Genomic DNA, 25,761 nt, shown 5'->3' with positions numbered 1-25,761 from the left:
CGGGGTAAGAGATGCCAAAAAGAACCGATATCAACTCTATCATGATCATCGGCGCAGGCCCCATCATCATCGGGCAGGCGTGCGAATTCGACTATTCCGGCGCACAGGCCTGCAAGGCCCTGCGCGAGGAAGGCTACCGGGTGATCCTGGTCAATTCCAACCCGGCGACGATCATGACGGATCCGTCGCTGGCGGACGCTACCTATATCGAGCCGATCACGCCGGAAATCGTCGCCAAGATCATCGAGAAGGAGCGCCCCGACGCGCTGCTGCCCACCATGGGCGGGCAAACCGGCCTAAACACTTCACTCGCGCTGGACGACATGGGCGTGCTGGAAAAATTCGGCGTGGAGCTGATCGGCGCCAAACGCGCCGCAATCGAAATGGCCGAGGACCGCAAGCTGTTCCGCGAGGCGATGGATCGGCTCGGCATCGAGAACCCCAAGGCGACCATCGCCAACACCATGCAGGAATGCATGGACGCCATCGATTACGTGGGCCTGCCCGCCATCATCCGCCCCGCCTACACGCTTGGCGGCACCGGGGGCGGCGTGGCCTACAACCGCGAGGATTACGAGCGGATCTGCAAATCCGGCCTCGACGCCTCGCCCGTCAGCCAAATCCTGATCGACGAGTCCCTGCTCGGCTGGAAGGAATACGAGATGGAGGTGGTGCGCGACACCGCCGACAACGCCATTATCGTGTGCTCCATCGAAAACGTGGACCCGATGGGCGTGCACACCGGCGACTCGATCACCGTCGCGCCCGCGCTGACGCTGACCGACAAGGAATACCAGCTGATGCGCACGCACTCGATCAACGTGCTGCGCGAAATCGGCGTGGAAACCGGCGGCTCCAACGTGCAGTGGGCGGTGAACCCCGAAGACGGTCGCATGGTCGTGATCGAGATGAACCCCCGCGTGTCCCGCTCTTCGGCGCTCGCCTCCAAGGCGACGGGCTTTCCGATTGCCAAGGTCGCGGCGAAACTGGCCGTGGGCTACACGCTGGACGAGCTGGACAACGACATCACCGGCGTCACCCCAGCCAGCTTCGAGCCGACGATCGACTACGTCGTCACCAAGATCCCGCGCTTCGCGTTCGAGAAGTTCCCCGGCGCCGAGCCGCTGCTGACCACCGCGATGAAATCCGTGGGCGAGGCGATGGCCATCGGCCGCTCGATCCACGAATCGCTGCAAAAGGCGCTCGCCTCGATGGAAACCGGCCTGACCGGCTTTGACGAGATCGATATTCCCGGCGAGGGCGAGGCCGCCATCATCGCCGCCCTGTCCCGCCAGACGCCCGACCGGATTCGCGTCATCGCCCAGGCCATGCGCGAAGGGCTGTCGGACGAAACCATCCACGGCGTCACCAAGTTCGACCCGTGGTTCCTGGCCCGGATCCGCGAAATCATCGACGCCGAGGCGGTGATCCGCAAGAACGGCCTGCCCGTGACCGAGCGCGCCCTGCGCCGAGTCAAGTCCATGGGCTTCACCGACGCCCGCCTCGCCACCCTCACCGGCCGGGACGAGGACCAGATCCGCCGTGCGCGCCGCAACCTTGGCGTTTCAGCGGTGTTCAAGCGCATCGACACCTGCGCCGCCGAGTTCGAGGCGCAGACCCCCTACATGTATTCCACCTACGAAGCCGACGCTGGCGGCACCGTGGAATGCGAGGCCCGCCCGACGGACGCGCAGAAGGTCGTCATCCTCGGCGGCGGCCCGAACCGTATCGGCCAGGGGATCGAGTTCGACTACTGCTGCTGTCACGCCTGCTACGCGCTGACCGACGCAGGGTTCGAAACCATCATGGTCAACTGCAACCCGGAAACCGTGTCCACGGACTACGACACCTCGGACCGGCTGTATTTCGAGCCGCTGACCATCGAGCACACGCTGGAAATCCTGCTGAAAGAGCAGGAAAACGGCACGCTCAAGGGCGTCATCGTGCAGTACGGCGGCCAGACACCGCTGAAACTGGCCCGCGCGCTGGAAGCCGAAGGGATCCCGATCCTCGGCACCACGCCCGACGCCATCGACCTTGCCGAGGACCGTGAGCGTTTCCAGCAGCTTCTCCAGAAGCTCGACCTGAAGCAGCCTAACAACGCGCTGGCCCGCACCGATGCCGAGGCCCGCGAAAAGGCCGAGCTGATCGGCTACCCGCTGGTGATCCGCCCCTCTTATGTGCTGGGCGGGCGCGCGATGGAAATCGTGCGCGATACCGATCACCTGGAACGCTACATCCGCGACGCGGTGGTGGTGTCCGGCGACAGCCCCGTGCTGCTGGACAGCTACCTATCCGGCGCGGTGGAGGTCGACGTTGACGCCATCTCCGACGGCAAGCAGGTGCATATCGCCGGCGTCATGGAACATATCGAGGAAGCGGGCGTGCACTCCGGTGACAGCGCCTGCTCGTTGCCGCCCTACTCGCTGCCGCCCGAAATCGTTACCGCGCTGAAGGAGCAGACCGAGAAGATGGCCCTCGCCCTCGGCGTCGTCGGTCTGATGAACGTGCAGTTCGCGATCAAGGACGGCGACATCTACGTGATCGAGGTAAACCCGCGCGCCTCGCGTACCGTGCCCTTCGTGGCCAAGGCGACGGATTCCGCCGTCGCCGCCATCGCCGCGCGCGTCATGGCGGGCGAGCCGCTATCGAATTTCCCGATGCGCGCCCCCTACCCCGAGGGCGTCGGCCCGGAAGATCCCCTTCCCTACGCCGACCCGATGACGCTGGCGGACCCGGACATGCCCTGGTTCTCGGTCAAGGAAGCGGTAATGCCCTTCGCGCGCTTCCCCGGCGTGGACACACTCCTCGGCCCCGAGATGCGCTCCACGGGCGAGGTCATGGGCTGGGACCGGTCCTTCCCCCGCGCGTTCCTGAAGGCGCAGATGGGTGCGGGCACCGACCTGCCCCAGACCGGCACGGTCTTCGTGTCGATCAAGGATGCAGACAAGGGCGAGATCATGGCCGAGGCGGTGGAAACAGTTGCCGCACTCGGCTTTCACCTGCTGGCAACCCGCGGCACCGCCAAATGGCTGAATTCCATCGGCCAGGCGTCCGAGGTGATCAACAAGGTCTATGAAGGGCGCCCCGACATCACCGACCGGATGAAGGACGACGGCGTGCAGTTGATCTTCAACACCACCGAAGGGGCCGAGGCGATCAAGGACTCGCGCTCCATCCGCTCGATCGCGCTTTACGACAAGATTCCCTACTACACGACCGCCGCCGGAAGCCGCGCCGCCGCGCGCGCCATGAAGGCAAGGGTCGAAGGCGGCCTTGGGGTGGCGAAGCTTCAGGGCTGACCCCGACCTTCGGAAACCACCCCGTAGGGTGCGCATTCATTGCGCACCTTCTAACATCAGGGCCAGCGCCAGCCCGCGGGATGGCGCAGCTGCCCCCGACGCTGCGCGCTTCACCCCCGCCCAAATCTTAACCGGCACCGCCCCTCCCGGCAGTCAAAGCGCCATCCCGCCCGAACGGGCTGGCGCTGGCCCGGCGCGCTTTGCTCTGGATTCCGGGTCGGGTGCGGGCCGTAGGGGGCGCGTTCACTGTGCACCTTTCCCGCCTTATCGGCACCTCGAAACCGTAACCTGAACATCGGGATATTGTGATGCCCGCTTCAGGCGACATCAAAAATTGACAAATCCAATTCATATATGCTGTGCTTGGGCTTAAATTTATAAAACACCCTAAGGTATTTGACATGCCAATTCCTTTACTGCCAATAGCCACGTTATTATCCCAAGCGACAGTGCAAGTGATGACAAAGCCATACCCATGGGTTGTTATAGGTGGCTGGATCCTTGTTTCGAAATTCGATCTGGCAGCCTTTGGGGAGGAAACGCGAAAGACTGTGGGCAGCCTGTGGTGGGTTGTCGTTCTTTTCTTACTCACTCTTATCGCAAAGGAGTACATAAGAAGATCGCATAACCGGGCTCAGGCAAGGAATGCTGAGGATGAGTGAAGGTAGCAACCGACGTTTCCTCTTGCGGCTTTTTACCCTTGTCCTGTTTGCCTTTGTGTTTTCGATGGGGGCCCTAGTCACCCTTGAGAGTCACGAGATGGAAAGCCTCGCAGAACGAACGAAGTTAAGAGATTTCCTGATAATTATAGGACCAGCGGCCGGATTGGCGCTCCTGAACTTCCACCTGTCGGTAAGATCATTCTCAACCAAGGGTCTGAAAACCGAAATCCTGGTAGTTTCTTCAATATGGCTCTTCTATTTCGCAATCGTTCTGGGGCGCATATCCCCATTCTCACCCGACAGTGAGGAATGCAGCATTGGAAACTTCCTCTGCACCGAAATAGAGCCCTATTTCGATTGGCGAATATCTCTCACACTTTTTGCGATTGGCGTATCTGCGATTGTTGCCGCGATTAAAAACGATGCCGGGCATTTTAGAGGCCGCTAGATACACTCCCACAGAAGCAAGGGTCATACACCCAGACCCCGCCCAGCCGCAGCCAGAACGCCATCACGCCCCTACGGGCTGACACTGGCCCGGCGGCGCTGAAGCGCCTTGGTCCGGGACCCTTTGGCCGCGCACTCACGCTCACCACCCACGCACCACACGCCCTCGTGATCCGCAAGCCCGGCGCTGACATGCTAGAGTTCGCTCGCGGCCTTTGGAGCCCACCCATGGCGCCGCCCAACCAGAAAGGGAGGATCACCATGAAACGGACACTTCTCGCCACCGCGACGCTGCTCGCCTTGGCCACCACCCCCGCGCTCGCGTTCCAATGCCCTGCCGACATGGCCGAGATCGACGCCGCCCTCACCACCGCGTCCCTCTCGGCAGAGGACTTGGCCCGCGTACAGGAATTGCGCGCCGAGGGCGAGGCCCAGCATACCGCCGGCAACCACCAGCAATCGGTCGACCTGCTGGCCGAAGCCAAGATGCTTCTGGGCCTGGAATAAGCCCCGCGCCACCGACCACGCATTTCCTGCGCCCCGCCTTGCCCAGCCGGGGCGCAGCGGATAGAGGTGAGCGATCCAAGCACAGGAGCTTTCGATCATGCGCACCGCCCTTATCCTCACCGCACTTCTGGCCCTTGCCGCGTGCGACGTTCCGATCGTTCCCCTCGTCTGACAGACCGGCCCCATGGCCAAGCTGTACTTCAACTACTCGACGATGAACGCCGGCAAGAGCGCGATCCTCTTGCAGGCCAGCTACAACTACAACGAACGGGGGATGGAGACCTACCTCCTCACCGCCAATTTCGACCACCGCTCGGGTGCTGGACGGATCGCGTCGCGCATCGGCATCTCGGCGGCGGCGGACACCTTCGACCAGGACAGTGACCTGTTCGCCATGATCGAGCGCCGCCTCGCCAAAGGCCCCATCGCCTGCGTCCTGCTGGACGAGGCGCAATGGCTGACCGAGGGGCAGGTCTGGCAACTGGCGCGCGCGGCGGATGACCTGAACGTGCCGGTGATGACCTATGGGCTCAGGGTGGATTTCCGGGGCAAGCTGTTTCCCGGCTCCGCCACGCTGCTGGCGCTGGCCGACGACATGCGGGAAATCCGCACCATCTGCCATTGCGGGCGCAAGGCGACCATGGTGGTGCGCCAGGACGATCAGGGTAACGCCCTGAAGGACGGGCCGCAGATCCAGGTGGGCGGCAACGAAACCTATGTCTCGCTGTGCCGCCGCCACTGGCGTGCGGCGGTGAGCTAGTGCGCCCCGGACCCGCGGTTTACCGCGGGCCGGGCCCAACCAACGGGCGGGAGCGCCCCCTCACACCACGCGTGCCGGGTAATCACTGCCCGCGAAATGCGCCGTCAGGTTGTCCACCGCCAGCATGCCCATGGCGGTGCGCGTCTCGATCGTGGCCGATCCGATGTGGGGCAGCAGGCACACGTTATCCAGTGCGATCAGCGCCTCGGGCACCTTCGGCTCCTCTGCAAAGACGTCCAGGCCCGCTCCGGCGATCCGGCGTTCCTGCAACACTTCGATCAGCGCCGCCTCGTCCACCACGTCGCCCCGCGCGGTGTTGACCAAGTAGGCATCCGGCTTCATCGCCCCGATCAACTCGGCCGAGATCACGCCCCGGTTCGCCCCGCCCCCCGGCAGGTGGAGCGAGATGACGTCCGCCTCCGCCATCACCGCGCGCATGCTGTCGCGCGCCTCGGCCGGGCCCTCGGTGTCGGCGACGGGTGAGCGGTTGTAATAGATCACCTTCATTCCGAACCCGTCACGGGCCCTGCGGGCCACCGCCTTGCCGATCCGGCCCATGCCGATGATGCCCAGCGTCTTGCCCTGAAGGCCGCTGCCCAGCAGCAGCGTGGGCTGGAAGCCGGGCCAACGGCCCTCACGCAGCATCCGCTCGCTTTCCCAGGTGCGGCGGGTGACGTTCAGCATCAGCGTCAGCGCGACATCCGCCGTGGCGTCGGTCAGCACGCCCGGCGTATTGGTGACGACGACGCCATTGGCCTTCGCCGCCTCCAGGTCGATGTTGTTCACGCCCACGGCGAAATTCGACACGATCCCGGCGCGCCGGTCGGCTGCGCCCAGCACATCGGCGGTGATCGCATCCGTCACCGTGCTGAGCAGCGCATCCGCGGATTGCATCGCGGTAATCAACGCCTGCGGCGTCATGGGCGTATCGTCGTGATTGAGCGTCGTGTCGAACTCCGCGGCAAGCCGCGCCTCGACAGCGGCGGGCAGCTTGCGGGTGACGACAACCTTGGGCTTTGGCATCAGTGCATCCTTTGTCCGGGGGCGACGTCCTGGTCCGGGGTGATCAGCACGATCGCACCGTCACTGTCCGCCACGCCGAGCACCAGCACTTCCGAGCGGACCGGGCCGATCTGGCGCGGCGGGAAGTTGACGACGGCCATGACCATGCGCCCCAGCAGCGTTTCCGGGGTGTAGTGCACGGTGATCTGGGCGGAACTTTTCTTCTCCCCGATTTCCGGGCCGAAATCGATCCACAGCTTGTAGGCGGGCTTGCGCGCCTCGGGAAAGGGTTCGGCGCGGGTCACCCTTCCGGCACGGATATCTACCGCCATGAAGTCCTCGAAATCGATCTCCGCCATTCTGCACCCCTCGCGCCTGTCCTTGTGTTTATCGGGGACGAGACGTGCCACGCTGTCGAGGTCACGGCAAGGGGCAGGCACGAAAACGCCGCGCCAGGGGGCTGGCGCGGCGTATCACGGGATTGCGGCTTGGGCGGGCTTACTTCGCCTTGGCGGCAATGTCCTTCAATTCCTCGACAGAGGCTTTCACGCGGGCGGACACGATCTCATACGCCTCGGTGTTGGCCTTCTGGGCGGTTTCGGCCAGGTCCTTCATGTTGGCGATGGCCTTCTCGAAGGCAGCCTTGGCCAGTTCCGCCTGGGCGGTGGCGGCTTTGCCGTCCAGCTTCATTTCCGTACTTTTAATCTGCTTCTGCGCTTCTGCGAGGGTTTCCTCGAAGATCGCCATCTGCTTCTGGAACAGCTCCTGGTAGCCGGAGGCGGCGGCCTTGTTGGCCTCGACCAGCGCGTTCATGTTCTTTTGCTGCGCGGCGAACAGGTCCGCGGTGTCGAAACCGGGGATCTTCGCGTCGGCGAAAGCCTTGGTGAAATCGTTCTGACGGAAGAAATCCATCATCTTCTCGGGGTCGAAGGCGAAAGCGTTTTTCTCAGCCATGTCATGTCTCCTCTTGGGGTGTGACCTCTATTTATGTTGCAGCGCAGCATTTGTCAACGTATTTTGTGCAGTGCAGCATATCAATCCTCGGACAACTCCCTGCTGCGCGCGGCGGCGGCGGCCACCGTTGCGCGGATCAGCGGCGGCAGGCCGTGATTCTCATCCATCAGAACCGCAAGCCCGGCCTGTGTCGTGCCGTTCGGGCTGGTGACATTGGCGCGCAATTGCGCCGGGTCCCCCTCCGCCGCCGAGGCAAGCAGGCCCGCGCCGCGCACCGTCGCCTTGGCGAGTTGCATCGCCATGTCCGCGGGCAGGCCCTCGGCCACTCCGGCGGCGGCAAGGCACTCGATCATGTGGAATACATAGGCAGGACCGGAACCGGAGACACCGGTCACAGCGTCGATCTGATCCTCGCTCGCCAGGCGCACGGTCTGCCCGATCGCGCTGAGCACCGTTTCGGCAAGGTCCAGGTCGGCGGCATCGGTCCGCGCATTCCCCACCATCGCCGTGATCCCCTCGCCGATCGCGGCGGGCGTGTTGGGCATGGTGCGGATGATCGGCGTGTCCGGGCCGAAGGTGCGTTCGAATTGCGCCAGTGTCGTGCCCGCGGCGATGGAGACGACCAGCGTGCCGCCACCGCCCAGCGCAGCGATGGCTGGCAGCGCCTCGCCCATCATCTGCGGCTTGACCGCCACGAGGCAGAGCGCGGGCGACTCGGGGATCGGCGCGTTCAGATGCAGACCCTCTTTCTCCAACGCCCGCAACCGGGCCGAGGGATTCGGATCGATCACATGGATCGAAGCGGGGCTCAGGCCGGCCGCCAGCCACCCCTCCATCATTGCGGAGCCCATCTTGCCGCAACCCAGCAACAAAATGCCATCCGCCTCCAGCCTGTCAAAACCGCTCATCCGTCCGTCCCTTTCATTCGCAACACCCCGAGGGGCAGATGGCCCCACATAACGTAAAAGCCGGAGAGTCTGAAACAGACCCTCCGGCTTTCGTGGCCCTGGTCGGCAGGTGACCCGGGATTCGCGTTGCGCGATACGCCGCTCGGGCGTGTCAGGCGCGTCCGTAAGCTTCCGTCATGGCGACCTGCATCGCCTTTTCGGGCGTCTCGCCGCTCCAAAGAACGAGCTGGAAGGCGGGGAAGAATCGCTCGGAAGTGGTGACGGCGTTGCGCACCATCTCGATAATCTGCTCGGCGCTGGCGCTGGCGCCGCCCGACAGGATCAGCCCGTAGCGGAACACCATCAGCTTCTGCTCCAGCCAAAGCGTGAAGGCCCCAGCCCAGCACTTGTCATTGGCCCGTCCCATCGCCTCGTAAAGGGCGGGCAGACGCTCGGTCTCGGGGTCCAGGTCGAAAGCGCAGATCATGCGTAGGGTTTCATCGTGGCCTGACCAGGCGAGCGTCAGCGAATAGGTCCGCCAAGACCCTTCGATGGCCATCGCGATCTGGTCGTCCCCCACCCGGTCGAAATCCCAGTCGTGCGATTCGGCCAGCGTCTCGACGATATCTATGGGGTGAAGGTCTTCTGAAAGGAAGTCTTGCTCGACAGTGCTCATGCCCGGTCCCTCTAGGTCTGGCCGCTGGCGGAGCAAAACCCCGCAAGGGGCTGTGGGGATATCAACAGATCGACAGTTCGTTGTGCCGGTCTACGAGATATGGTGGCAGAAAAATCGCCCCTGTAAAGACAAATTTGAGGAACTCCGTATGACGGCGGGGCCCGAAGGCCCCGCCGCTTCATTCCGCGGCGATCGACGCGGCAGCGCTGCGTTGCCCGTTGCGGAAGAAACTCAGCAGCTGCGCCAATGTCTTGGACTGCTGGGACAGGCTCGCCGCCTCGGTCGCCCCACGAGAAGCGATGTTGGCGCTGTGCTGGGTCATGTCATCGAGCTGGCTGATCGTGCCCGCCACTTCAGAAAGTGCGCCCGACTGTTCGGTCGTGGCCTGCGCGATTTCTGTCAACGCGTCAGACACTCCGGCGATGGAGACCATGATCTGGCCCAGCGCCTCGCCGCTTTCATTGACCAGCGCGGAACCGGAGGCCACCTGGCTGGTGCTTGTCTCGATCAGCCGGGTGATGTCGCGCGCCGCCTCCGCCGAGCGTTGGGCGAGGGTGCGCACCTCCGCCGCGACCACGGCGAAACCCTTGCCCGCCTCGCCGGCCCGGGCCGCTTCGACGGCCGCGTTCAGCGCCAGCAGGTTGGTCTGGAACGCGATGCCGTCGATCACCGTGATGATCTCGCTGATCCGCGCAGACCCCTGTTCGATCTCGCTCATTGCGTTGATCGCGCGGCCGACGACTTCCTGGCCGCTGGTCGCGACGCGTCGGGTTTCCTGCGCGCTGACCGCCGAGGATTTGACCCGCTCGGAGTTGGACTTGGTGGTGGTCGTCAACTCCTCCATCGTGGCCGAGGTTTCCTCGAGCGCCGCCGCCTGCTGGCCGCTGCGCTCGGACAGGGCGCGGCTGTCGTTCTGCAGGCGATCCACGGTCCCGACGATATTCCCCTCGGCAACGCCCAGTTCCTGGACGAGGTCGTTCAACGTCTCGAGCGAACTGTTCAGACGCTCGGCCATGGCGCCGAAACGTCCCTGGAAACGGCTTGGCATGCGCTGTGTCAGGTCACCGCTGGCCAGGGCCTGCACGGCGCGATCGACCTCGCCCAGGAAGTCGTCGATCGTTTCACTGAAGGCATTCATGCCATCGGCCATGCGCCGCAGCACCTCGTCATCGAACTGCTGGTCGATTCTGGTGTCGAACTGACCGCGGCGCGCAGACTCGACGACGGCGCCGAAGCTTTCCTCGAGACCCTTAAGCGTGGCCGCGTGGGCGCGTTCCTGCTCTGCCTTGTCCTCGGCCCTTGCAGCACGATCCGCTTCCGCGTTCGATAGCTGCTGACGCAGATCCTCGACACGGGCGGCGGTCTGGCCCACCTCGTCAGGGCGATGGGTCAGCGGGATCGCCGCAGTCAGATCGCCCTTGGCGACCTTTTCAATCGCCACCGCCAACTGGCCCATCGGTCGCGACACAAGTTGACGCATCAGAAGGAAGACCGCCGTCACCGCGAGCCCCATCAGAAGCAGCCCGACAAGCGCGGACGACAGGATCGACGCCTGAAGGTTCGCGATGATCCGGTCCTTGCTCCAGACAACGAGCAGGGCGCCCACCGGCTCTTCGCCCTTGCCGAAGTAGATCGGGACGGCCACCGTTTCGCCCACCATTTGGGCGGAAGCGCCCGTCACGACCTGTCCGGCCAGCCGCACGCCGGTCGGCTCGGGCGCGGGGCCGTTCAGGTATACCGTTGCGAGATCCAGGTCGAGCACCGCGACGGAAACGATATCCTCACCGGCATCCGCCAGGAAGCCGGTGACCGCCGCGTCCAGATCCTCCAGCTTGCGGAACCGCGTCGCGCCGCCAAGCCCGTCCGCGAGGAATTCCGAATCCAGCGCTGCATTCTGTTCAAATTCCGCCAGACGATAGGACCAGGTGTCGAGCACCTTGATCACCGTCATGGCACCGACCGTTATCAAAAAGGCGACGCCGACCATCAGCGACAACATCCGCCCCAGGCCAAGTCTCAACAGTGTGTTCGCGAGCTTCATGGCGTCGCCTCCACGCTAAAATGTGTTACGTTTTAATCTGTTACAGGTTACTGAAGCTGTTCGAGGTTGACCCCGACAGTGACGGTACCCAGCGGATCGCCGGTATCCGGGTCGTTGATCGGGAAGGATACCTGGCTCTGGTAGGCCTGGGTGCTTTCATCAAGCTCCACCTCGCCCATCTGGACGGTATCGGCGGACTTGGCGTAGGTCAGCTTCCACTTGTCCTCGTCACCCTGCCAGTAGTCGGAGGTGACATCGCTTTGCGCAACGTTCAGCCCCTTGGCGTCCACGACGAAGACTTCGGTGATCAGGCCACCCATTTCTTCCTTCATGTCGCGCAGCCAGGCAGACGCGGCATGATCGATGACACCATCGATGAGGGGGGAGTTCCCGGCCCCGACCTCCGCCCGCCACTTGGCGTCGAGCGCTTCGACATCGGCCTGGCTCAGCCCGGCGTGGGCGGCGTTCTGCGCGCGCAGCGCATCAAGGATGACCGGGGCCGCGGCGATCCGGGCCAGGTCGCCCGCCGCAAGGGCGCGAAGCTGGGGTTCGAATTCGTTGGCCCCGGCCGAGACACCCTGCGCAGCAAGGACAAGGCCGGCCACAAGACCAGTGATACGGAAAGACATGAATACCTCCTATACGGGCGTTACCTTGGCCAGCCCGGACCGGGTGACCTGCATAACGAACGAGGAAGTACGGCCCGCCCCCTTAAGAAGCGGTTACAGTCAACATGCCGTATATCTAAGGTTTTACTTATCCGCGCTTCTGGCGGATTCCAGCGCGTCTATTCTGGCGGACAAGGCGGCGTTTTCTTCGCGCGCCTTCTGCGCCATTGCCAGAACCGCGTCGAATTCCTCACGCGTGACCAGGTTGCGATCCGCGAGCCAGCGGTCCAGCAGGGATTTCAGCGCCGTTTCCGCCTCGTCCCGCGCGCCCTGGGCCACGCCCATCGCATTCGTCATCAGCTGGGAGATATCGTCGAAGATCTTGTCACGGGTCTGCATGGGGCGGCCTTTCATCAGCGTTCCCCCGAATATGGCAATGACGCGCCGGAACAACAAGGCGTTGCTTGACTTCACGCCTGCGGCACGGTTTCACGGGGGCTTCACGCAAAGCAAGGAATTCTCATGCTGGCGGCCATTCAGTTCCCCGGTCTGCAACCGGAAATCTTCAGTATCACGGTCTTCGGAACCGAACTGGCGCTGCGCTGGTATGCCCTGGCGTATATCTGCGGCATCGCCCTTGGCTGGTGGCTGGTCGCGCGGATGATGAAGCGCCCGGCGCTCTGGCGGGGTGGCGCGCCGATGGCGCCGAAGAAGGCCGAGGACCTGCTGACATGGATGGTGCTGGGCGTGATCCTGGGCGGGCGGCTCGGCTACGTGCTGTTCTACCAGTGGGATTACTACCGCGAGAACCTGGGCGAGATTGCCGCCGTTTGGCAGGGGGGCATGTCCTTCCACGGCGGGTTCCTCGGCGTGGTGCTGGGGGTCGTCGGCTTCAGCCTGGCCAACAAGGCGCCGATGCTGAAGGTGGGCGACGCGGTGGCGACGGTCGCGCCCATCGGCATCTTTTTCGGGCGGCTCGCGAATTTCGTGAACGCGGAGCTCTGGGGCCGGCCTACGACCCTGCCCTGGGGCGTGATCTTTCCCGGCCCCGCCGCCCAGGACTGCGCCGCCGAGTTCGGCGCGCTCTGCGCCCGCCACCCAAGTCAGCTTTACGAGGCGGGGCTCGAGGGGCTGCTTCTCGGGGCGGTGCTGTTCTGGGGCGTATGGCGGCGGGGCTGGCTGCGCACACCGGGCAAGGCGATCGGCGTGTTCCTGCTTGGCTACGGGCTGAGCCGGGTCATCGTCGAGGGGTTCCGCCAGGCGGACGCGCAGTTCATCACGCCCGACAACCCCTGGGGGCACGTCTGGCGGCTGGGCCAGGACGCAGAGGCATTCGGGCTGACCATGGGCCAGGTGCTGTCGCTGCCGATGGTCGCGCTCGGGGTGCTGGTGCTGCTGCTCGTGCGGCGCCGCGCATGAGCGAAACGGGCACCCCGGACGTGCTGCTCCAGCGGCTTCGCGCGCGGATCGCGTCGGAGGGGCCGCTGCCCGTCGCCACCTACGTGCAAGCCTGCCTCAGCGATCCGGAGGCGGGATATTACACCACTCGCACCCCGCTGGGGCGGGAGGGGGATTTCATCACCGCCCCCGAAATCAGCCAGATGTTCGGAGAGATGATAGGCCTCTGGGTCGCGCAGGTCTGGCTGGACGCGGGCCGCCCCGACCCCTTCGCCCTGGTCGAGCTTGGCCCCGGCCGAGGCACGCTGATGGCCGATGCGCTGCGCGCCGCCCGGATCGTGCCGGGGCTGGCCGACGCCGCGCGCGTGCTGCTGGTGGAAATCAGCCCGACCCTGCGCGCCGCGCAGGCGCAAGCCGTTCCCGGCGCAGAACACCTCGACCGGGTGGAGGATCTGCCCCGCGACCTGCCGCTGATCGTGCTGGCCAACGAGTTCTTCGACGCGCTGCCGCCGCGCCAGTTCCAGCGCCAGGGCGAGGGCTGGGCCGAGCGGCTCGTGGGGCTTGAGGGCGCACAGCTGTCGTTCACCACCGGAACGGCCCGCCCCCACGCAGGGCTGGACCAACGCTTTCCGCTGGCAGGCGATGGCACGATCGTCGAGGTGCACCCGCGCGCAGAGGAAATCGCGACCGAACTGGGCCGGCGCGACACGCGGGCGCTGATCTTCGATTACGGTGCCTGGGACGGGGTGGGCGACACCTTGCAGGCCGTCGCCGGGCACGGCTACGCGGATGTGCTGCAAAACCCCGGCGCGCAGGACCTGACCACCCATGTCGGCTTTCGCTGGCTGGCCGAGGCCGCCGCCCCCCTGCGCCCCGCCTTTGCCGAGCAGGGCGCGTTCCTGCACCGCCTGGGCATCGGCGCACGGGCCGAGGCGCTGGCCCGCGCCGCATCCCCCGAAGGGGCCGAGCGGATCGCAGATGCGCTGGAACGCTTGACGGGGCCGGATCAAATGGGAAGCTTGTTCAAGGCACTGGCGCTTGTGCCGCAGGACGCCCCACCACCACCGGGATTCGACCATGACGCTTGAGGTACTGACCACCCCCACCCTGCCCGCGGGCCGCCACGGGTTCTTCACCCGCAAGGGCGGCGCGTCCAGCGGCATCTTCGCCGGGCTGAACTGCGGCCCCGGATCGTCGGACGATCCCGGGGCTGTCGCCGCAAGCCGGGACATGGTGGCGGCGCACATGGGGGTTGGTGACCTGCGCTCGCTGAACCAGGTGCATTCGGCGGATGTCGTCACGGTGGACGCGACGCCCTTCGGCGAACGGCCCAAGGCCGACGGCATGGTCAGCGCGACACCGGGCGTCGGGCTCGGGGTTCTGACGGCGGACTGCGCCCCCGTCCTTTTCGCCGAGGAACAGTCCGGGGTGATCGGCGCTTGCCACGCGGGCTGGAAAGGCGCCTTCAGCGGCATCCTGGAAGCGACGGTGGACGCCATGTGCGCCCTCGGCGCGCAGAGGGGCAGCATAAGGGCGGTGATCGGACCGACAATTAGCCAGCGCGCCTACGAGGTGGGGCCGGAATTCCTGGAACGCTTCCTCGACGAGGATCCGGACCTGTCCCGGTTCTTCTCCAGCGGGCGCGACGACCGCTATCACTTCGACCTGCCCGGCTTCGTGCTGCACCGGCTGCGCGCGGCGGATGTGGGCGGCGCGGAATGGATCGGGCGCTGCACCTATTCCGACCCGGAGCGGTTCTTTTCCTACCGCCGCACCACCCACGCGGGCGAGGCCGACTACGGGCGGCTGATCTCCGTCATCAGGCTGTGAGGATCGGGGCGGCGTGACAGGCCCTGCCCCAAGGTAACGCCAGGAAGGTCACGCAAAAAAAACGGCGCCCCGCAGGGCGCCGAGTAGGCAGTTTCAACTCATCCGCGGGGGCAGCTTACCCCTCGATGATCGCCATGATCCGTTCTTTCTGGTCATCGCTGGACATCTCGCTTTCAAGGATGCCCTTGATCTCTGCCACTTGGGTGAAGGGAAGCGTGTCCACATCCACCTCCACGCCCATGGCGATGAGGTCGCCTTCGACAATGTCGCGCAGGCTGCTTTCGGGCGTCATGATCTCGAAGTCCACGCCTTGCGAGGTCATGGAGGTATCGACGATCTGCTCGATCTCGAACGCCTTGCGGTTGCTCGACTTGTCGCTTTCCAGGATCGCCTTGATCTGGGCCGTATCCTCGGTGGTCAAGTACTCGTAGGACGAGACTTCGACCCCCACGGTCGCCATGTCGTTAATCAGGCCATCCGCGATCTGAGTCTGTGCGGACGCCATCGGCGCCATGGCGGCAATGGCGATGGCGGATGCGAGAAATTTTGCTTTGATCGGTTTCATTTCGGAACCTCCTTAAGGCACTTTCGTTCAAGCCGGGCCCGGGCTCTGACCCGTCCGCACCGGCTGGACACTGACCCAACAAGGGAGCGGAGCGAAAGTTCCAAACGTTTCTGTGAAGGCGCCCATATACTGGATTTCAAACCAGAGTTTTACGACGCTCTCGTTTTGCACCATCCGCCACCAAGGCACGAAACCGGGCGCAAAGGACCCGGCGGGCCGGCGTTGCGCGGCCCCGGGCCCTGACGCGTCAGACGCCCGGCACCTCACATTCGGAATATAGAATGCGATTCCACCGCAACGCCAAACCGCGCCCCCTGAACAAGCGGCGTTATCCAAACAGTCACGTTTCCGCGCAATACATGGCCAACCCTGAGCGATCCGGCAGGGGCGCCCAGGGGGGCGGCGCGACGGGCGCTGCCCCTTGCCCTCGGCCGGAAACACGCTTACCTCCGTCTAGGACACCAGCAAGGAACGCCTCATGACCGCCCTTTCCGAACCCGAAAAAGACACCGAAGGCCGCACTGCCGATCCGATCGCCGACCGCCTGATGTCAGCGCGCAAGATCATCATCTGCGAGGCGATCGACCAGAAGATGGCCAAGCGCGTCAGCGCGCAGCTTCTGGCCATGGCCGATGAAAGCGACGCGCCGATCACGATGTTCATCAACTCTCAGGGCGGACACGTGGAAGCGGGCGACACGATCCATGACATCGTGCAGTTCATCAAGCCCAAGGTCCGCATGATCGGCACCGGCTGGGTCGCCAGCGCGGGGACGCATATCTTCCTCGCCGCGGACAAGGGCAACCGGTACTGCCTGCCGAACACGCGCTTCCTGATCCACCAGCCCTCGGGCGGAGTCGGCGGCAAGGTCTCGGATATCGAGATCCAGGCCGAGCAGATCGAGAAGATGCGCGAGCGCCTGGCGCAGATCATCTCGGCAACCACCGGGACCGACATCGACACCGTGCGCAAGGATATCGAGCGGGACAAGTGGATGAACACCGACGAAGCGAAGGCCTACGGCATCCTGTCCAAGGTCATCCGCTCGGAAGCCGATATTCCCGCCTGATCCGGCAATCGGCGGCACAACAGGAAAAGGGCGCCCTTGCGGGCGCCCTTCTTGTCTTCTGGCGGACATGTCCCCGGCTTATTGCACGGGTTCATACTCCGGCATGTCCTCCAGCGCTTCGCGGGTAAGGGTCACATCCACGCGCGCAGTGTTCTGGTCCTGCATCGTGACAGTGACGTCATTCCCGGACAGGGCGACCGTATGCTCACCAAATCCGAGGAAACCGCCCACATCCACCAGGAACCGCACGTCTTCATCGGCCGAGGCGAAGACGATGTCCGAGATCTCGCCCACATCATCGCCCTCGACGCTGTAGACTTCGGCGCCGATCAGCACATCCACGGGAACCGGGCCGTCCATACCTGTCACCACCACCGTATCAGCAGCGCCTTCCATCCCGGCATCCGGGGTTTCGACCAGTTCGGTCGCGCTCTCATCGGTTGGCAGCGTGGCGTCGGGGCCGGGCGCGACGGTCGCGTCGACCCCCGCGGAGGTTTCGGCTTCACTTTCCATCGTGCCGCCCGCGGCGACGTGACTTTCGGCCTGTGCCGATGCGCTCAGGGCAAGGGACGCGGCCGTTACCAGAAGAAACATTTTCATCGGTCATCTCCTTTCGTATGACATCAGGGCACCGGTCATCGGCAACCTGTGACGTCACAACGAAGGGAATCCCCGCTTCGTTCCCAAGGGCTTCTGGGATCGGCGGGAACCTGCCACAACCCCAAGGCGTAACTTCAATATTGCTTTGTTATCAGAGACTTGATCGAACGCTCAGTCGTCCAACGCGGCGCGCGCTTCGATCACCTCAAAGGGAATGCCCGGCTCATCCTTGGCGTTGCGGATCACCAGCGAGGTCTTCACGCTCGCCACGTTGTCGGCGGCGGTCAACTCCTCCGTCAGGAAGGTCTGGAAGGTGGACAGGTCCGGCGCGGCGCATTTCAGGATGAAGTCGATCTCTCCGTTCAGCATGTGACACTCGCGCACCAGCGGCCAGGAGCGGGCCTTCGCCTCGAACGCGGACAGCGCCGCTTCGGCCTGGCTGGTGAGCGAGACCATGGCGAAGACCTGCACCTCGAAGCCAAGCTCACGGGCGTTCACATCCGCGTGGTAGCCCCGGATCAACCCGGCTTCCTCAAGCGTGCGGACACGGCGCAGGCAGGGTGGCGCGGAAATGCCGACCCGCCGCGACAGTTCGACGTTCGTCATGCGGCCGTCAGCCTGAAGCTCAGCAAGGATCTTGCGATCGATGGGGTCGAGTTTGATACTGGGCATGTCGCTGTCGTTTCTAGATTGTTGCCGCACCTGCGGGGTCAGACGAAAGTATATTTCACGTTCGCGCAAGAAAGGAAAGCCTTGGCGACGCTGCGCCACATCAACGCGCGGCAGCGCCGGTGTGCGCGCGTCCCCCTTCATGCGCGCCCCGCAGGTCCGCCAGGCGGCGGCACGGGTGATTGCGCTCAACCGCCCGCGCGCTTATATCAGAGCACCGCTTTCGAAGGAGACGCGCCATGTCCGAGACCCGCCACACCCGCCTGTTGATCATCGGCTCCGGCCCGGCCGGATATACCGCCGCCGTCTACGGCGCACGCGCGATGCTGGAGCCGATCCTGGTGCAGGGCATCCAGCCCGGCGGGCAGCTCACCACCACGACCGAGGTCGAAAACTGGCCCGGCGATACCGAGGTGCAGGGCCCCGACCTGATGGTGCGCATGGAAGCGCACGCGAAATCCGTCGGCACCGAAGTGATCTCGGACCATATCTCGTCATTGGACCTGTCCAAGCGCCCCTTCACGGCGCAATCCGACAGCGGTACCGTCTACACCGCGGACGCGGTGATCCTGGCGACCGGCGCGCAGGCGAAATGGCTGGGCCTGCCGTCCGAGGAAAAGTTCAAGGGCTTTGGCGTGTCCGCCTGTGCGACCTGTGACGGCTTCTTCTATCGCGGGCAGGAAATCGTGGTCGTGGGCGGGGGCAACACCGCCGTGGAAGAGGCGCTGTTCCTGACCAACTTCGCCTCGAAGGTCACGCTGATCCACCGCCGTGACGAGTTGCGGGCCGAGAAGATCCTGCAGGACCGCCTGTTCAAGAACCCCAAGATCGAAACCCTCTGGTTCCACGAGATCGAGGAAGTCATCGGCGCCGACCAGCCCCTCGGTGTCGAGGGGGTGCGCGTGAAGCACACCAAGACCGGCGAGATTACCGAGATTCCGGCCAAGGGCGTGTTCGTCGCCATCGGCCACGCCCCGGCGTCTGAACTGGTGAAGGACCAGCTGGAAACCCACATGGGCGGCTACGTGAAGGTCAAGCCGGGCACCACCGAAACCTCGATCCCCGGGGTGTTCGCGGCGGGCGACCTGACCGACCACGTCTACCGCCAGGCAGTGACGAGCGCCGGCATGGGCTGCATGGCCGCGCTGGACGCGGAACGCTTTATTGCGGCGATGGACGCTGAAATCGTTCAGGCCGCCGAGTGAGCCGACGCCCGGGCACATCGGGATTTCCCGGCTGACTGCCCCCCTGAAAAACAAGCGCCCCGGCACCAATCTATTGCCGGAGCGCTGATAGCGGGGCGCCTGAGCCCCCACTCGGCGGCGTCAGTCGTAGCGCACGCCGAGGTCGTGCATCACCTGCCAGTACTCAGGCCAGGTCTTCCCCGTGCAGCCCGGGTCCAGGATGCTGAGGCCGCCCACCTTCAAGCCCAGCAGCGCGAAGCTCATGGCGATGCGGTGATCGGCATAGGTCTCGATCCGGGTCGGCAGGGTCTGCCCCGCAAGGCCGGGGTCGGCGTGCACGATCAGGTCATCGCCCTGCTCCTCGGCCAGGCCGGGGCGGATCCGGTTCAGCTCCGTCGACAGGGCCGCGGTCCGGTCGCACTCCTTGACGCGCAGGTTCGCGATGCCGGTGCACCGCACCGGCGTGGCGTTCAGCGCGGCAAGGACGGCAATGGTGGGAATGGCGTCCTGCATCTGGCTGCCATCGATCTCGGCAGGCATGTGGGGGAATTGAGCGATCACGGCGGCTGCCGCCGCGTCGGGCTGGGTGAAATCACCGGGCTGAAGGCCAAGGTCGATCTGCCCGCCGGTGATCGCCGCCGCGCCCCAAAGGTAGGTCGCGGCCGAGGCGTCGGGCTCCACCACGAAATCGGTCGCCGTGTAGCCGGTGGGCGCGACACGCCAGGCGGCGTCGCCGATCTGCTCGGCCACCGCGCCGAAGCTGCGCATCACCGCAAGGGTCAGGTCGACGTAGCCGCGCGCGCCGATGTTGGGACCTGTCAGCGCCACCTCGACCGGGCCGTTCGCACAGGCCGCCGCGATCAGCAACGCCGAGACGTACTGGCTGGAAAGCCCGCCGTCGATCTCGACCCGGCCGGCGCCGAAATGGCCCTGCCCTTCGACCGTGACCGGCGGCATTCCGTTCGTGTCGCGCGCCACGACGCCGACAGAGGTCAGCGCGGCGACCAGCGGGCCGATGGGGCGCTTGCGCATGTGCTCATCGCCATCGACGACAACCGTCCCGTCCGCCAGCGTGACCGCCGCCGTCAGGAAGCGCATCGCCGTGCCCGCGTTGCCGAGGAAAAGGGGTTTCGCCGGGGCCTTCAGCGCGCCGCTCGACGTGACGGTGAAGCTGGTCGCGTCCGGCTCGTCCACCGTGCAGCCCATGTCGCGCAGGGCCTGCGCCATCAGCGCGGTGTCCTTGCTTTTCAGCGCGCCGGTGATGTGACTGGTGCCGCGGGCAAGGCCTGCGACCAGCAAGGCGCGGTTGGTGATGGATTTGGAACCCGGAGGCGCGGCGCGTCCCTGCAGGGGCGCGGTGACTGGAATTACAGTCAGCGCCTCGAGTTTCGCCACATTCGTAAGATCCGCCATGATGCTTCGCCCGCCCTGCCCAAGTCTCGGCGGTTGTTCTGGCAGGGAATCGCAGCGCCGCCAAGGGGGCGGCGCACGCTTTTGCATCAGTGAACGCTGACCGGGGTCATCTCGTTCATGCGCGCGACCGAAAACGCCTTCTTCCGGTCATCGACCAGCGCCAGAACGCGGCCCGATCCGTCGTGGATCGAATAGATCGCGTCCATCCCGGCGGTCTGGACCTTAACTTCGTCGGGAAGCGAGTCCCGCTCGACCTTGCGGACGTAGACGATGCTGTCGTCCGTCGGCATGGTCATGAATTTGTGGTCTGCCATCTGCTCACCCCTTTCTGATCTTGATCGTCTGCACCACGTTGTCGGGGACCTGGCGATGCAGGTCGATGTGGAGCAGTCCGTTTTCCAACGCCGCGCCCGAAACCTCGACGCCATCGGCCAGCACGAAACTGCGCTGGAACTGGCGTGCGGCAATGCCGCGGTGCAGGAAAACCCGCTCGCCCGGATCGTCGGCCTGTCGGCCACGGACCACGAGCTGGGCGTTTTCAAGCGTGATCGAAAGATCCTCTTCCGCGAAACCGGCGACTGCCAGCGTGATACGGTAGGCGCCTTCGCCCCGGCTTTCGATATTATAGGGTGGGTAGCCATCTGCGCCCGCTTTCGCGGTCCGCTCCATCAGGCGTTCGAGTTGTTCAAACCCCAACAGGTAGGGATGGCCGGCAAAACTCGCCTTTGTCATCGTATCTCACTTCCGTCCTTCGTTTAAGCGACGTAGCTCTCGCATCCACGGCCCCATTTGCGGCAGCCTTGGCTCTTGAAAATATGGGGACCACATGGGCATAAGACAAGGGCCCAAAGCGCTGGAACCGCCTGATGACCGATGCTTCGAAGATGAAACGAGTGGAGGTGATCCGCGCCAGACTGGGCGGGTTGCGCACGGAGCACCGGGACCTGGACGATGCGATCCGCGCACTCGAGGAGCAGCCCGGCGTCGACATGCTCGCGCTGCGCCGGCTCAAGAAGCGCAAACTCGCGCTGAAGGACCAGATCGCACGCCTGGAAGACGACCTGACCCCCGACATCATCGCCTGAACCCCACCTGAACACGAATGGAACCGCGCATGTCCAACCCTTTGATCGGCATCGTCATGGGAAGCCAGTCCGATTGGCCCACGATGGAAAAGGCGGTCGAGATCCTCGATGAGCTCAACATCTCGCATGAGACGCGAATCGTCAGTGCCCACCGCACCCCCGACCGGTTGTTTGACTACGCCGAGACCGCCGCGACGCGCGGCCTGCGGGCGATCATCGCTGGCGCGGGCGGCGCGGCGCACCTGCCGGGGATGCTGGCGGCCAAGACCCGCGTGCCGGTGCTGGGCGTGCCGGTGAAGTCGAGCACGCTGAACGGCCTCGATTCGCTGCTGTCCATCGTGCAGATGCCCAAGGGCGTGCCCGTGGGCACCCTGGCCATCGGCCCTGCGGGCGCGGCGAACGCGGCGCTGTTCGCCGCCGCGATGCTGGCCACGACCGACAACGCCCTGGCCGGGCGGCTCGACGCCTGGCGCGCCGCGCAGAGCGACGCCATCCCCGAGGAGCCGGCTCATGACTGACGCGGCAGTGTTGGCACCGGGCAGCCGGATCGGCATTCTGGGCGGGGGGCAGCTGGGCCGTATGCTGGCGCTGGCCGCCGCCCCCCTGGGCCTGAAGGTGACGGTCTTCGACCCCGACCCCGCCGCGCCCGCCGCGCAGGTGTGCGATCAGCACACCTGCGCGGGGTATGACGATGTCACGGCGCTGAACACCTTCGCCGCCGCCGTCGATGTCGTCACCTACGAGTTCGAGAATATCCCCACCGCCGCGCTCGACGCGATCGAGGCGCTGGTGCCGGTGCGCCCCGGGCGCAAGGCGCTGGCGGTGTCACAGGACCGCCTGTCCGAGAAGCAGTGGCTCGAGGGGATCGGCCTGACCGTTGCGCCCTATGCCGAGGTGAACGACGAAGCCTCGCTCAGCGCCGCGCTCAATGCGATCGGCGCGCCCGCGATCCTGAAGACGCGGCGTTTCGGCTATGACGGCAAGGGGCAGGCCCGGCTGTCCGGGCAGCAGGACATACCCGCCGCGCTGGATGCGGTGGCTGGCGCGCCCTCGGTGCTGGAGGGGTTCGTCGACTTCACACGCGAAATATCGGTGATCGGCGCGCGCGGGCTGACCGGGGACGTCGCCTGTTTCGATCCCGGTGAGAACGTGCACGAGGATGGCATCCTGTCCACCACCACCGTTCCCGCGGACATCCCCCCTGCCCTTGCCACCGACGCGGTGCTGATCGCGGCGCGCATCCTGAACGCGCTCGATTATGTCGGTGTAATCGGGGTGGAGCTGTTCGTCACCGACGCGGGCCTCGTGGTGAACGAGTTCGCCCCGCGGGTGCATAACTCCGGCCACTGGACGCAGGACGCCTGCCTGATCGACCAGTTCGAGCAGCATATCCGCTGCGTCGCGGGCTGGCCGCTGGGCGACGGGCAGCGCCACTCGAACGCGGTGATGACCAACCTCATCGGCGAGGAGGCCGACGGCTGGCTCGCCAATGGCGCGCGCGGCGGGCTGCACCTTTACGGCAAGGCCGAGGCGCGGCCGGGCCGCAAGATGGGCCATGTGAACCGGATCACCCCGAAGTCGAAATAGGCCCGCCAAAATGCAGGGGCGTGCGCCAGGGCACGCCCCCTGCGAATCCTGTCAGAGCCGGGCACTCGGCGTGGAGGCGGCGATCTTCTGCTCCTCCTCGGTCATCTCCTCGGGGATGCCCTCGAACATCGGGGTGGAGAGATAACGCTCCCCCGTATCGGGCAACATGGTCAGGATCGTGGTGCCCGGCGCTGCCTTCTCGGCGATGCCCATGGCGATCGCGAAGGTGGAGCCGCCGGAAATCCCGGTGAAGATCCCCTCCTCCGAAGCCAGCTTCCTAGCCCAGGCGATGCCGTCGGGTCCGGCGACCGGGATCAGCTCGTCATAGTACTTCTTGTCGATGGCTTCCTGCAGGACGTTAGGAATGAAATCCGGTGTCCAGCCCTGGATCGGATGCGGCTCCCACGCGGGGTGGCCACGGGCAGGCGCGCCGCCCTCGCCCCGTTCCTGCGCCACGCCGCTGCCGATCAGCGCCGCGTTCGCCGGTTCCGAGAGGATGATCTTCGTCTGCGGCATTTCCTTGCGCAGCACCCGGCCAACGCCGGTGACGGTGCCCCCGGTACCGTAACCGGTGACGAAGTAGTCCAGCGTCGTATCGGCGAAATCATTGACGATCTCGCGCGCGGTGGTGTGCTCGTGGATATCGGCGTTGGCCTCCGTCTCGAACTGGCGGGCAAGGAACCAGCCGTGCGCCTCGGCCAGCTCGACGGCCTTCTTGTACATCCCCATCGCCTTTTCCGCGCGCGGCGTCAGCACCACTTTCGCCCCGAGCATCCGCATCAGGCGCCGCCGCTCGATGGAAAAGCTGTCGGCCATGGTCACGACCAGCGGATAGCCCTTGGCCGCGCAGACCATCGCCAGTCCGATCCCGGTGTTCCCGGACGTCGCCTCAACCACGGTCTGGCCGGGTTTGAGGGTGCCGTCACGCTCAGCCGCCTCGATGATGCCCACTGCCAGCCGGTCCTTGACCGAGGCGGCGGGATTGAAGAACTCGGCCTTCACGAACATGTTCACGCCTTCGGGCGCGAGGTTGTTCACCCGGATGCAGGGCGTGTCCCCGACGGTGTCCACGATGCTGTCGTACCGGCGTCCGCGGCCGTTGGTGGTGCGTATTGTGCTGGTCATGGATGGTCCCCCGTTTCTGTTGTCTGAGTCGAGGTAAATGTTACCACAGACGAAAAAGCCCGCCCGCATTTCCTGCGGACGGGCGCGCATGCCCTGCTTTCAGTCCAGGGTCAGCCGGTGTAGCCCTGCCGGGACGCGTTCGCCTCGGCGTCCGACTTCTTGGTGTACCCTTCCGAGGACGCGCCGACGACCTGCCCGTTGGACGCCGTGCGCCGCCAGCGGTATTCGCCCTTCTTGTCGGTGTAGAATTCCCACTTGTCCGACGGGTTCGGACCGCGGTTCATGTTCGCCTCGCAGTCGGACTTGTTCTTGTACCCCTCGCAGGAGGCGCCGACGATCTGCCCGTTCGTTGCCGTGCGCCGCCAGCGGTACTCGCCCGCCTTGTCCTGGTACACTTCGAATTTGTCGTTCTCGCCTGCCATGAGGTCCCCTCGCCTGTTGCCAATCCGGTTCGTCCACGAACCTGCGCCGGAGTTTGCGAGACACCGGGATTTCGCGCAAGTCCCTGCGCGCGATCAACCGCCCCGTGTGTTGCGCCCCGCCGACAGGCGCGGGCCGAAGACGGCCAGTACGACCCCGCCAAGGATCAGCCCCGCGGCCAGCGCGAAGGCCGGGGTCGGCACCTCCGCCAGCCAGATCATGCCCCCGACCAGCGCAATCAGCGGCACGGTCAGTTGCGCGATGGCGGCGATGGCCGGATCAAGATGGGGCAAAGCGCTGTACCACACCGCGTAGCCCAGCCCCGAGGCAAGCGCGCCCGAGGCGACCGCCAGCGCCACGCCGGCGGCGCTCAGCTGCGTTTCCGCGCCGAACCCCACGGGCAGCAGCAGCGCCACCCCCACGGGGACCGAGCGCAGGAAGTTGCCCGCCGTCGCCCTCAGCGCCGCGCCCGATGTCGCGCCGCGCAGCGAATAGACGCCCCAGGCGATCCCGGCCAACACCATCAGCGCGACCCCCGCAACCCCGGGCGCGGCGGCACCGGGCAGGAACAGCACGCCCAGCCCCGCCAGCCCCAGCCCCGAGCCGAGCCAGCGCCAGCCCCCCGGCCGCTGCCCGCCCAGCAGGCCGCCCGCGAACATCGTGATCTGCACCGATCCGAACAGGATCAGCGCCCCGACACCCGCATCGAGCCACTGGTAGGCATAGGAAAACGCCACCGCGTAGACCACCAGCGCCCCGGCAGAGGCCCAGCTGCCGCCGACGCCCCGCCCCCCGGAGAGGCGGAAGATCGCCATCAGCATCAGCGCCCCGGACATCAGCCGGATCGCGGTGAACAGCCCCGGTTCCATCCCCGCCCCGGCCAGCGCGGCGCGGTTCAGGACCGAGTTCGCCGCGAAGGCGACAAGGGCGAGCACGGTGATCAGGAACACTCTCATCGCCCGACTATGCG

Annotated in this window: 29 protein-coding genes; 12 read left to right on the top strand and 17 right to left on the bottom strand. The window is 65.4% G+C overall.

Features of this window, described 5'->3' with window-relative positions; genetic code table 11:
• Nucleotides 1-11 precede the first annotated feature (11 nt).
• From carB to DJ029_RS10630, 4 genes are all read left to right on the top strand, one after another.
• Nucleotides 12-3,302: a carbamoyl-phosphate synthase large subunit gene (carB, locus tag DJ029_RS10645; RefSeq protein ID WP_112322405.1), complete on the top strand. Its 3,291-nt coding sequence runs from the start codon at nucleotides 12-14 to the stop codon at nucleotides 3,300-3,302.
• 654 nt (nucleotides 3,303-3,956) lie between these two features.
• On the top strand, nucleotides 3,957-4,412 hold the full coding sequence (locus tag DJ029_RS10640; protein WP_112322404.1) for a hypothetical protein: 456 nt from the start codon (nucleotides 3,957-3,959) through the stop codon (nucleotides 4,410-4,412).
• Nucleotides 4,413-4,672: 260 nt separating this feature from the next.
• Nucleotides 4,673-4,918 (top strand): hypothetical protein, encoded by a 246-nt coding sequence (locus DJ029_RS10635; RefSeq protein WP_112322403.1) that lies wholly within the window; start codon nucleotides 4,673-4,675, stop codon nucleotides 4,916-4,918.
• A 184-nt stretch (nucleotides 4,919-5,102) separates the two neighbouring features.
• Nucleotides 5,103-5,678 (top strand): thymidine kinase, encoded by a 576-nt coding sequence (locus DJ029_RS10630; RefSeq protein ID WP_112322402.1) that lies wholly within the window; start codon nucleotides 5,103-5,105, stop codon nucleotides 5,676-5,678.
• 60 nt (nucleotides 5,679-5,738) lie between these two features.
• Here the strand turns inward: DJ029_RS10630 and DJ029_RS10625 are convergent, their stop codons facing one another.
• The 8 genes from DJ029_RS10625 to DJ029_RS10590 form a co-directional block, all read right to left on the bottom strand.
• The gene (locus DJ029_RS10625) at nucleotides 5,739-6,701 is read right to left on the bottom strand and encodes a 2-hydroxyacid dehydrogenase (protein ID WP_112322401.1); all 963 of its coding nucleotides are present in this window, start codon (nucleotides 6,699-6,701) and stop codon (nucleotides 5,739-5,741) included.
• Nucleotides 6,701-7,039: a tRNA-binding protein gene (locus DJ029_RS10620; RefSeq protein ID WP_112322400.1), complete on the bottom strand. Its 339-nt coding sequence runs from the start codon at nucleotides 7,037-7,039 to the stop codon at nucleotides 6,701-6,703. Before DJ029_RS10620 ends, DJ029_RS10625 begins: the two co-directional genes overlap by 1 nt.
• 139 nt (nucleotides 7,040-7,178) lie before the next feature.
• Nucleotides 7,179-7,634, bottom strand: a complete 456-nt coding sequence (phaP, locus tag DJ029_RS10615; RefSeq protein ID WP_112322399.1) for a phasin family protein — start codon at nucleotides 7,632-7,634, stop codon at nucleotides 7,179-7,181.
• 80 nt (nucleotides 7,635-7,714) lie between these two features.
• Complete coding sequence (proC, locus tag DJ029_RS10610; RefSeq protein ID WP_112322398.1) at nucleotides 7,715-8,542, bottom strand: pyrroline-5-carboxylate reductase; 828 nt, start codon at nucleotides 8,540-8,542, stop codon at nucleotides 7,715-7,717.
• 151 nt (nucleotides 8,543-8,693) lie between these two features.
• Nucleotides 8,694-9,197 carry a type III secretion system chaperone family protein gene (locus DJ029_RS10605; RefSeq protein ID WP_112322397.1) on the bottom strand — a complete coding sequence of 168 codons (504 nt, stop codon included), beginning with the start codon at nucleotides 9,195-9,197 and terminating at the stop codon, nucleotides 8,694-8,696.
• A 178-nt stretch (nucleotides 9,198-9,375) separates the two neighbouring features.
• A complete protein-coding gene (locus tag DJ029_RS10600) occupies nucleotides 9,376-11,238 on the bottom strand; it encodes a methyl-accepting chemotaxis protein (RefSeq protein ID WP_112322396.1) in 1,863 nt (620 codons plus the stop codon).
• A 47-nt stretch (nucleotides 11,239-11,285) separates the two neighbouring features.
• A complete protein-coding gene (locus DJ029_RS10595; RefSeq protein WP_112322395.1) occupies nucleotides 11,286-11,867 on the bottom strand; it encodes a PDC sensor domain-containing protein in 582 nt (193 codons plus the stop codon).
• A gap of 123 nt (nucleotides 11,868-11,990) precedes the next feature.
• Nucleotides 11,991-12,245, bottom strand: a complete 255-nt coding sequence (locus tag DJ029_RS10590; protein ID WP_112322394.1) for an accessory factor UbiK family protein — start codon at nucleotides 12,243-12,245, stop codon at nucleotides 11,991-11,993.
• 123 nt (nucleotides 12,246-12,368) lie between these two features.
• On the opposite strand from DJ029_RS10590, the gene lgt reads away from it, so the two are divergent.
• From lgt to pgeF, 3 genes are read left to right on the top strand one after another with little or no spacing between them, the layout of a single operon-like run.
• Nucleotides 12,369-13,265, top strand: coding sequence for a prolipoprotein diacylglyceryl transferase (gene lgt / locus DJ029_RS10585; protein WP_112322393.1), 897 nt, complete (start codon nucleotides 12,369-12,371; stop codon nucleotides 13,263-13,265).
• The gene (locus DJ029_RS10580; protein WP_112322392.1) at nucleotides 13,262-14,332 is read left to right on the top strand and encodes a class I SAM-dependent methyltransferase; all 1,071 of its coding nucleotides are present in this window, start codon (nucleotides 13,262-13,264) and stop codon (nucleotides 14,330-14,332) included. Before lgt ends, DJ029_RS10580 begins: the two co-directional genes overlap by 4 nt.
• Nucleotides 14,322-15,074, top strand: a complete 753-nt coding sequence (gene pgeF / locus DJ029_RS10575) for a peptidoglycan editing factor PgeF (protein WP_112322391.1) — start codon at nucleotides 14,322-14,324, stop codon at nucleotides 15,072-15,074. Before DJ029_RS10580 ends, pgeF begins: the two co-directional genes overlap by 11 nt.
• A gap of 115 nt (nucleotides 15,075-15,189) precedes the next feature.
• Here pgeF and DJ029_RS10570 read toward each other — a convergent pair whose 3' ends face one another.
• On the bottom strand, nucleotides 15,190-15,639 hold the full coding sequence (locus tag DJ029_RS10570) for a hypothetical protein (RefSeq protein WP_112322390.1): 450 nt from the start codon (nucleotides 15,637-15,639) through the stop codon (nucleotides 15,190-15,192).
• A 478-nt stretch (nucleotides 15,640-16,117) separates the two neighbouring features.
• Here DJ029_RS10570 and DJ029_RS10565 point away from each other — a divergent pair, with 478 nt between their 5' ends.
• Nucleotides 16,118-16,708 carry an ATP-dependent Clp protease proteolytic subunit gene (locus tag DJ029_RS10565; RefSeq protein WP_112322389.1) on the top strand — a complete coding sequence of 197 codons (591 nt, stop codon included), beginning with the start codon at nucleotides 16,118-16,120 and terminating at the stop codon, nucleotides 16,706-16,708.
• Between the two features lie 78 nt (nucleotides 16,709-16,786).
• On the opposite strand, the gene DJ029_RS10560 is transcribed toward DJ029_RS10565, so the two are convergent.
• Together DJ029_RS10560 and DJ029_RS10555 are read right to left on the bottom strand one after the other, a co-directional pair.
• Nucleotides 16,787-17,308, bottom strand: a complete 522-nt coding sequence (locus DJ029_RS10560) for a PRC-barrel domain-containing protein (protein ID WP_112322388.1) — start codon at nucleotides 17,306-17,308, stop codon at nucleotides 16,787-16,789.
• Nucleotides 17,309-17,479: 171 nt separating this feature from the next.
• Nucleotides 17,480-17,980, bottom strand: coding sequence for an Lrp/AsnC family transcriptional regulator (locus tag DJ029_RS10555; protein ID WP_112322387.1), 501 nt, complete (start codon nucleotides 17,978-17,980; stop codon nucleotides 17,480-17,482).
• Between the two features lie 236 nt (nucleotides 17,981-18,216).
• Here DJ029_RS10555 and trxB point away from each other — a divergent pair, with 236 nt between their 5' ends.
• Nucleotides 18,217-19,182, top strand: coding sequence for a thioredoxin-disulfide reductase (gene trxB / locus DJ029_RS10550; protein WP_112322386.1), 966 nt, complete (start codon nucleotides 18,217-18,219; stop codon nucleotides 19,180-19,182).
• Nucleotides 19,183-19,302: 120 nt separating this feature from the next.
• Here the strand turns inward: trxB and aroA are convergent, their stop codons facing one another.
• From aroA to DJ029_RS10535, 3 genes are all read right to left on the bottom strand, one after another.
• Entirely contained in the window at nucleotides 19,303-20,574 is a 1,272-nt protein-coding gene (gene aroA, locus DJ029_RS10545; RefSeq protein ID WP_112322385.1) for a 3-phosphoshikimate 1-carboxyvinyltransferase, read from the bottom strand.
• An 86-nt stretch (nucleotides 20,575-20,660) separates the two neighbouring features.
• On the bottom strand, nucleotides 20,661-20,888 hold the full coding sequence (locus DJ029_RS10540; protein ID WP_112322384.1) for a DUF1150 family protein: 228 nt from the start codon (nucleotides 20,886-20,888) through the stop codon (nucleotides 20,661-20,663).
• Nucleotides 20,889-20,892: 4 nt separating this feature from the next.
• Entirely contained in the window at nucleotides 20,893-21,306 is a 414-nt protein-coding gene (locus DJ029_RS10535; protein ID WP_112322383.1) for an Hsp20 family protein, read from the bottom strand.
• A 134-nt stretch (nucleotides 21,307-21,440) separates the two neighbouring features.
• Between DJ029_RS10535 and DJ029_RS10530 the strand changes: the two genes are divergently transcribed.
• The 3 genes from DJ029_RS10530 to DJ029_RS10520 are packed head-to-tail and all read left to right on the top strand — an operon-like array spanning nucleotide 21,441 to nucleotide 23,246.
• Nucleotides 21,441-21,659, top strand: coding sequence for a YdcH family protein (locus DJ029_RS10530; protein ID WP_112322382.1), 219 nt, complete (start codon nucleotides 21,441-21,443; stop codon nucleotides 21,657-21,659).
• A 29-nt stretch (nucleotides 21,660-21,688) separates the two neighbouring features.
• On the top strand, nucleotides 21,689-22,177 hold the full coding sequence (purE, locus tag DJ029_RS10525; protein WP_112322554.1) for a 5-(carboxyamino)imidazole ribonucleotide mutase: 489 nt from the start codon (nucleotides 21,689-21,691) through the stop codon (nucleotides 22,175-22,177).
• Complete coding sequence (locus DJ029_RS10520) at nucleotides 22,170-23,246, top strand: 5-(carboxyamino)imidazole ribonucleotide synthase (protein WP_112322381.1); 1,077 nt, start codon at nucleotides 22,170-22,172, stop codon at nucleotides 23,244-23,246. Before purE ends, DJ029_RS10520 begins: the two co-directional genes overlap by 8 nt.
• Before the next feature lie 51 nt (nucleotides 23,247-23,297).
• On the opposite strand, the gene cysK is transcribed toward DJ029_RS10520, so the two are convergent.
• From cysK to DJ029_RS10505, 3 genes are all read right to left on the bottom strand, one after another.
• Nucleotides 23,298-24,371: a cysteine synthase A gene (gene cysK, locus DJ029_RS10515; RefSeq protein WP_112322380.1), complete on the bottom strand. Its 1,074-nt coding sequence runs from the start codon at nucleotides 24,369-24,371 to the stop codon at nucleotides 23,298-23,300.
• Nucleotides 24,372-24,481: 110 nt separating this feature from the next.
• Nucleotides 24,482-24,793 (bottom strand): YegP family protein, encoded by a 312-nt coding sequence (locus tag DJ029_RS10510; RefSeq protein WP_112322379.1) that lies wholly within the window; start codon nucleotides 24,791-24,793, stop codon nucleotides 24,482-24,484.
• A gap of 93 nt (nucleotides 24,794-24,886) precedes the next feature.
• Nucleotides 24,887-25,747 (bottom strand): DMT family transporter, encoded by an 861-nt coding sequence (locus DJ029_RS10505; RefSeq protein ID WP_112322378.1) that lies wholly within the window; start codon nucleotides 25,745-25,747, stop codon nucleotides 24,887-24,889.
• Nucleotides 25,748-25,761 lie beyond the last annotated feature (14 nt).

It is taken from the genome of Oceanibium sediminis (genome assembly GCF_003265325.1).
GTDB lineage: Bacteria > Pseudomonadota > Alphaproteobacteria > Rhodobacterales > Rhodobacteraceae > Halovulum > Halovulum sediminis.
This window is presented reverse-complemented; position numbering and strand designations above follow the sequence as displayed.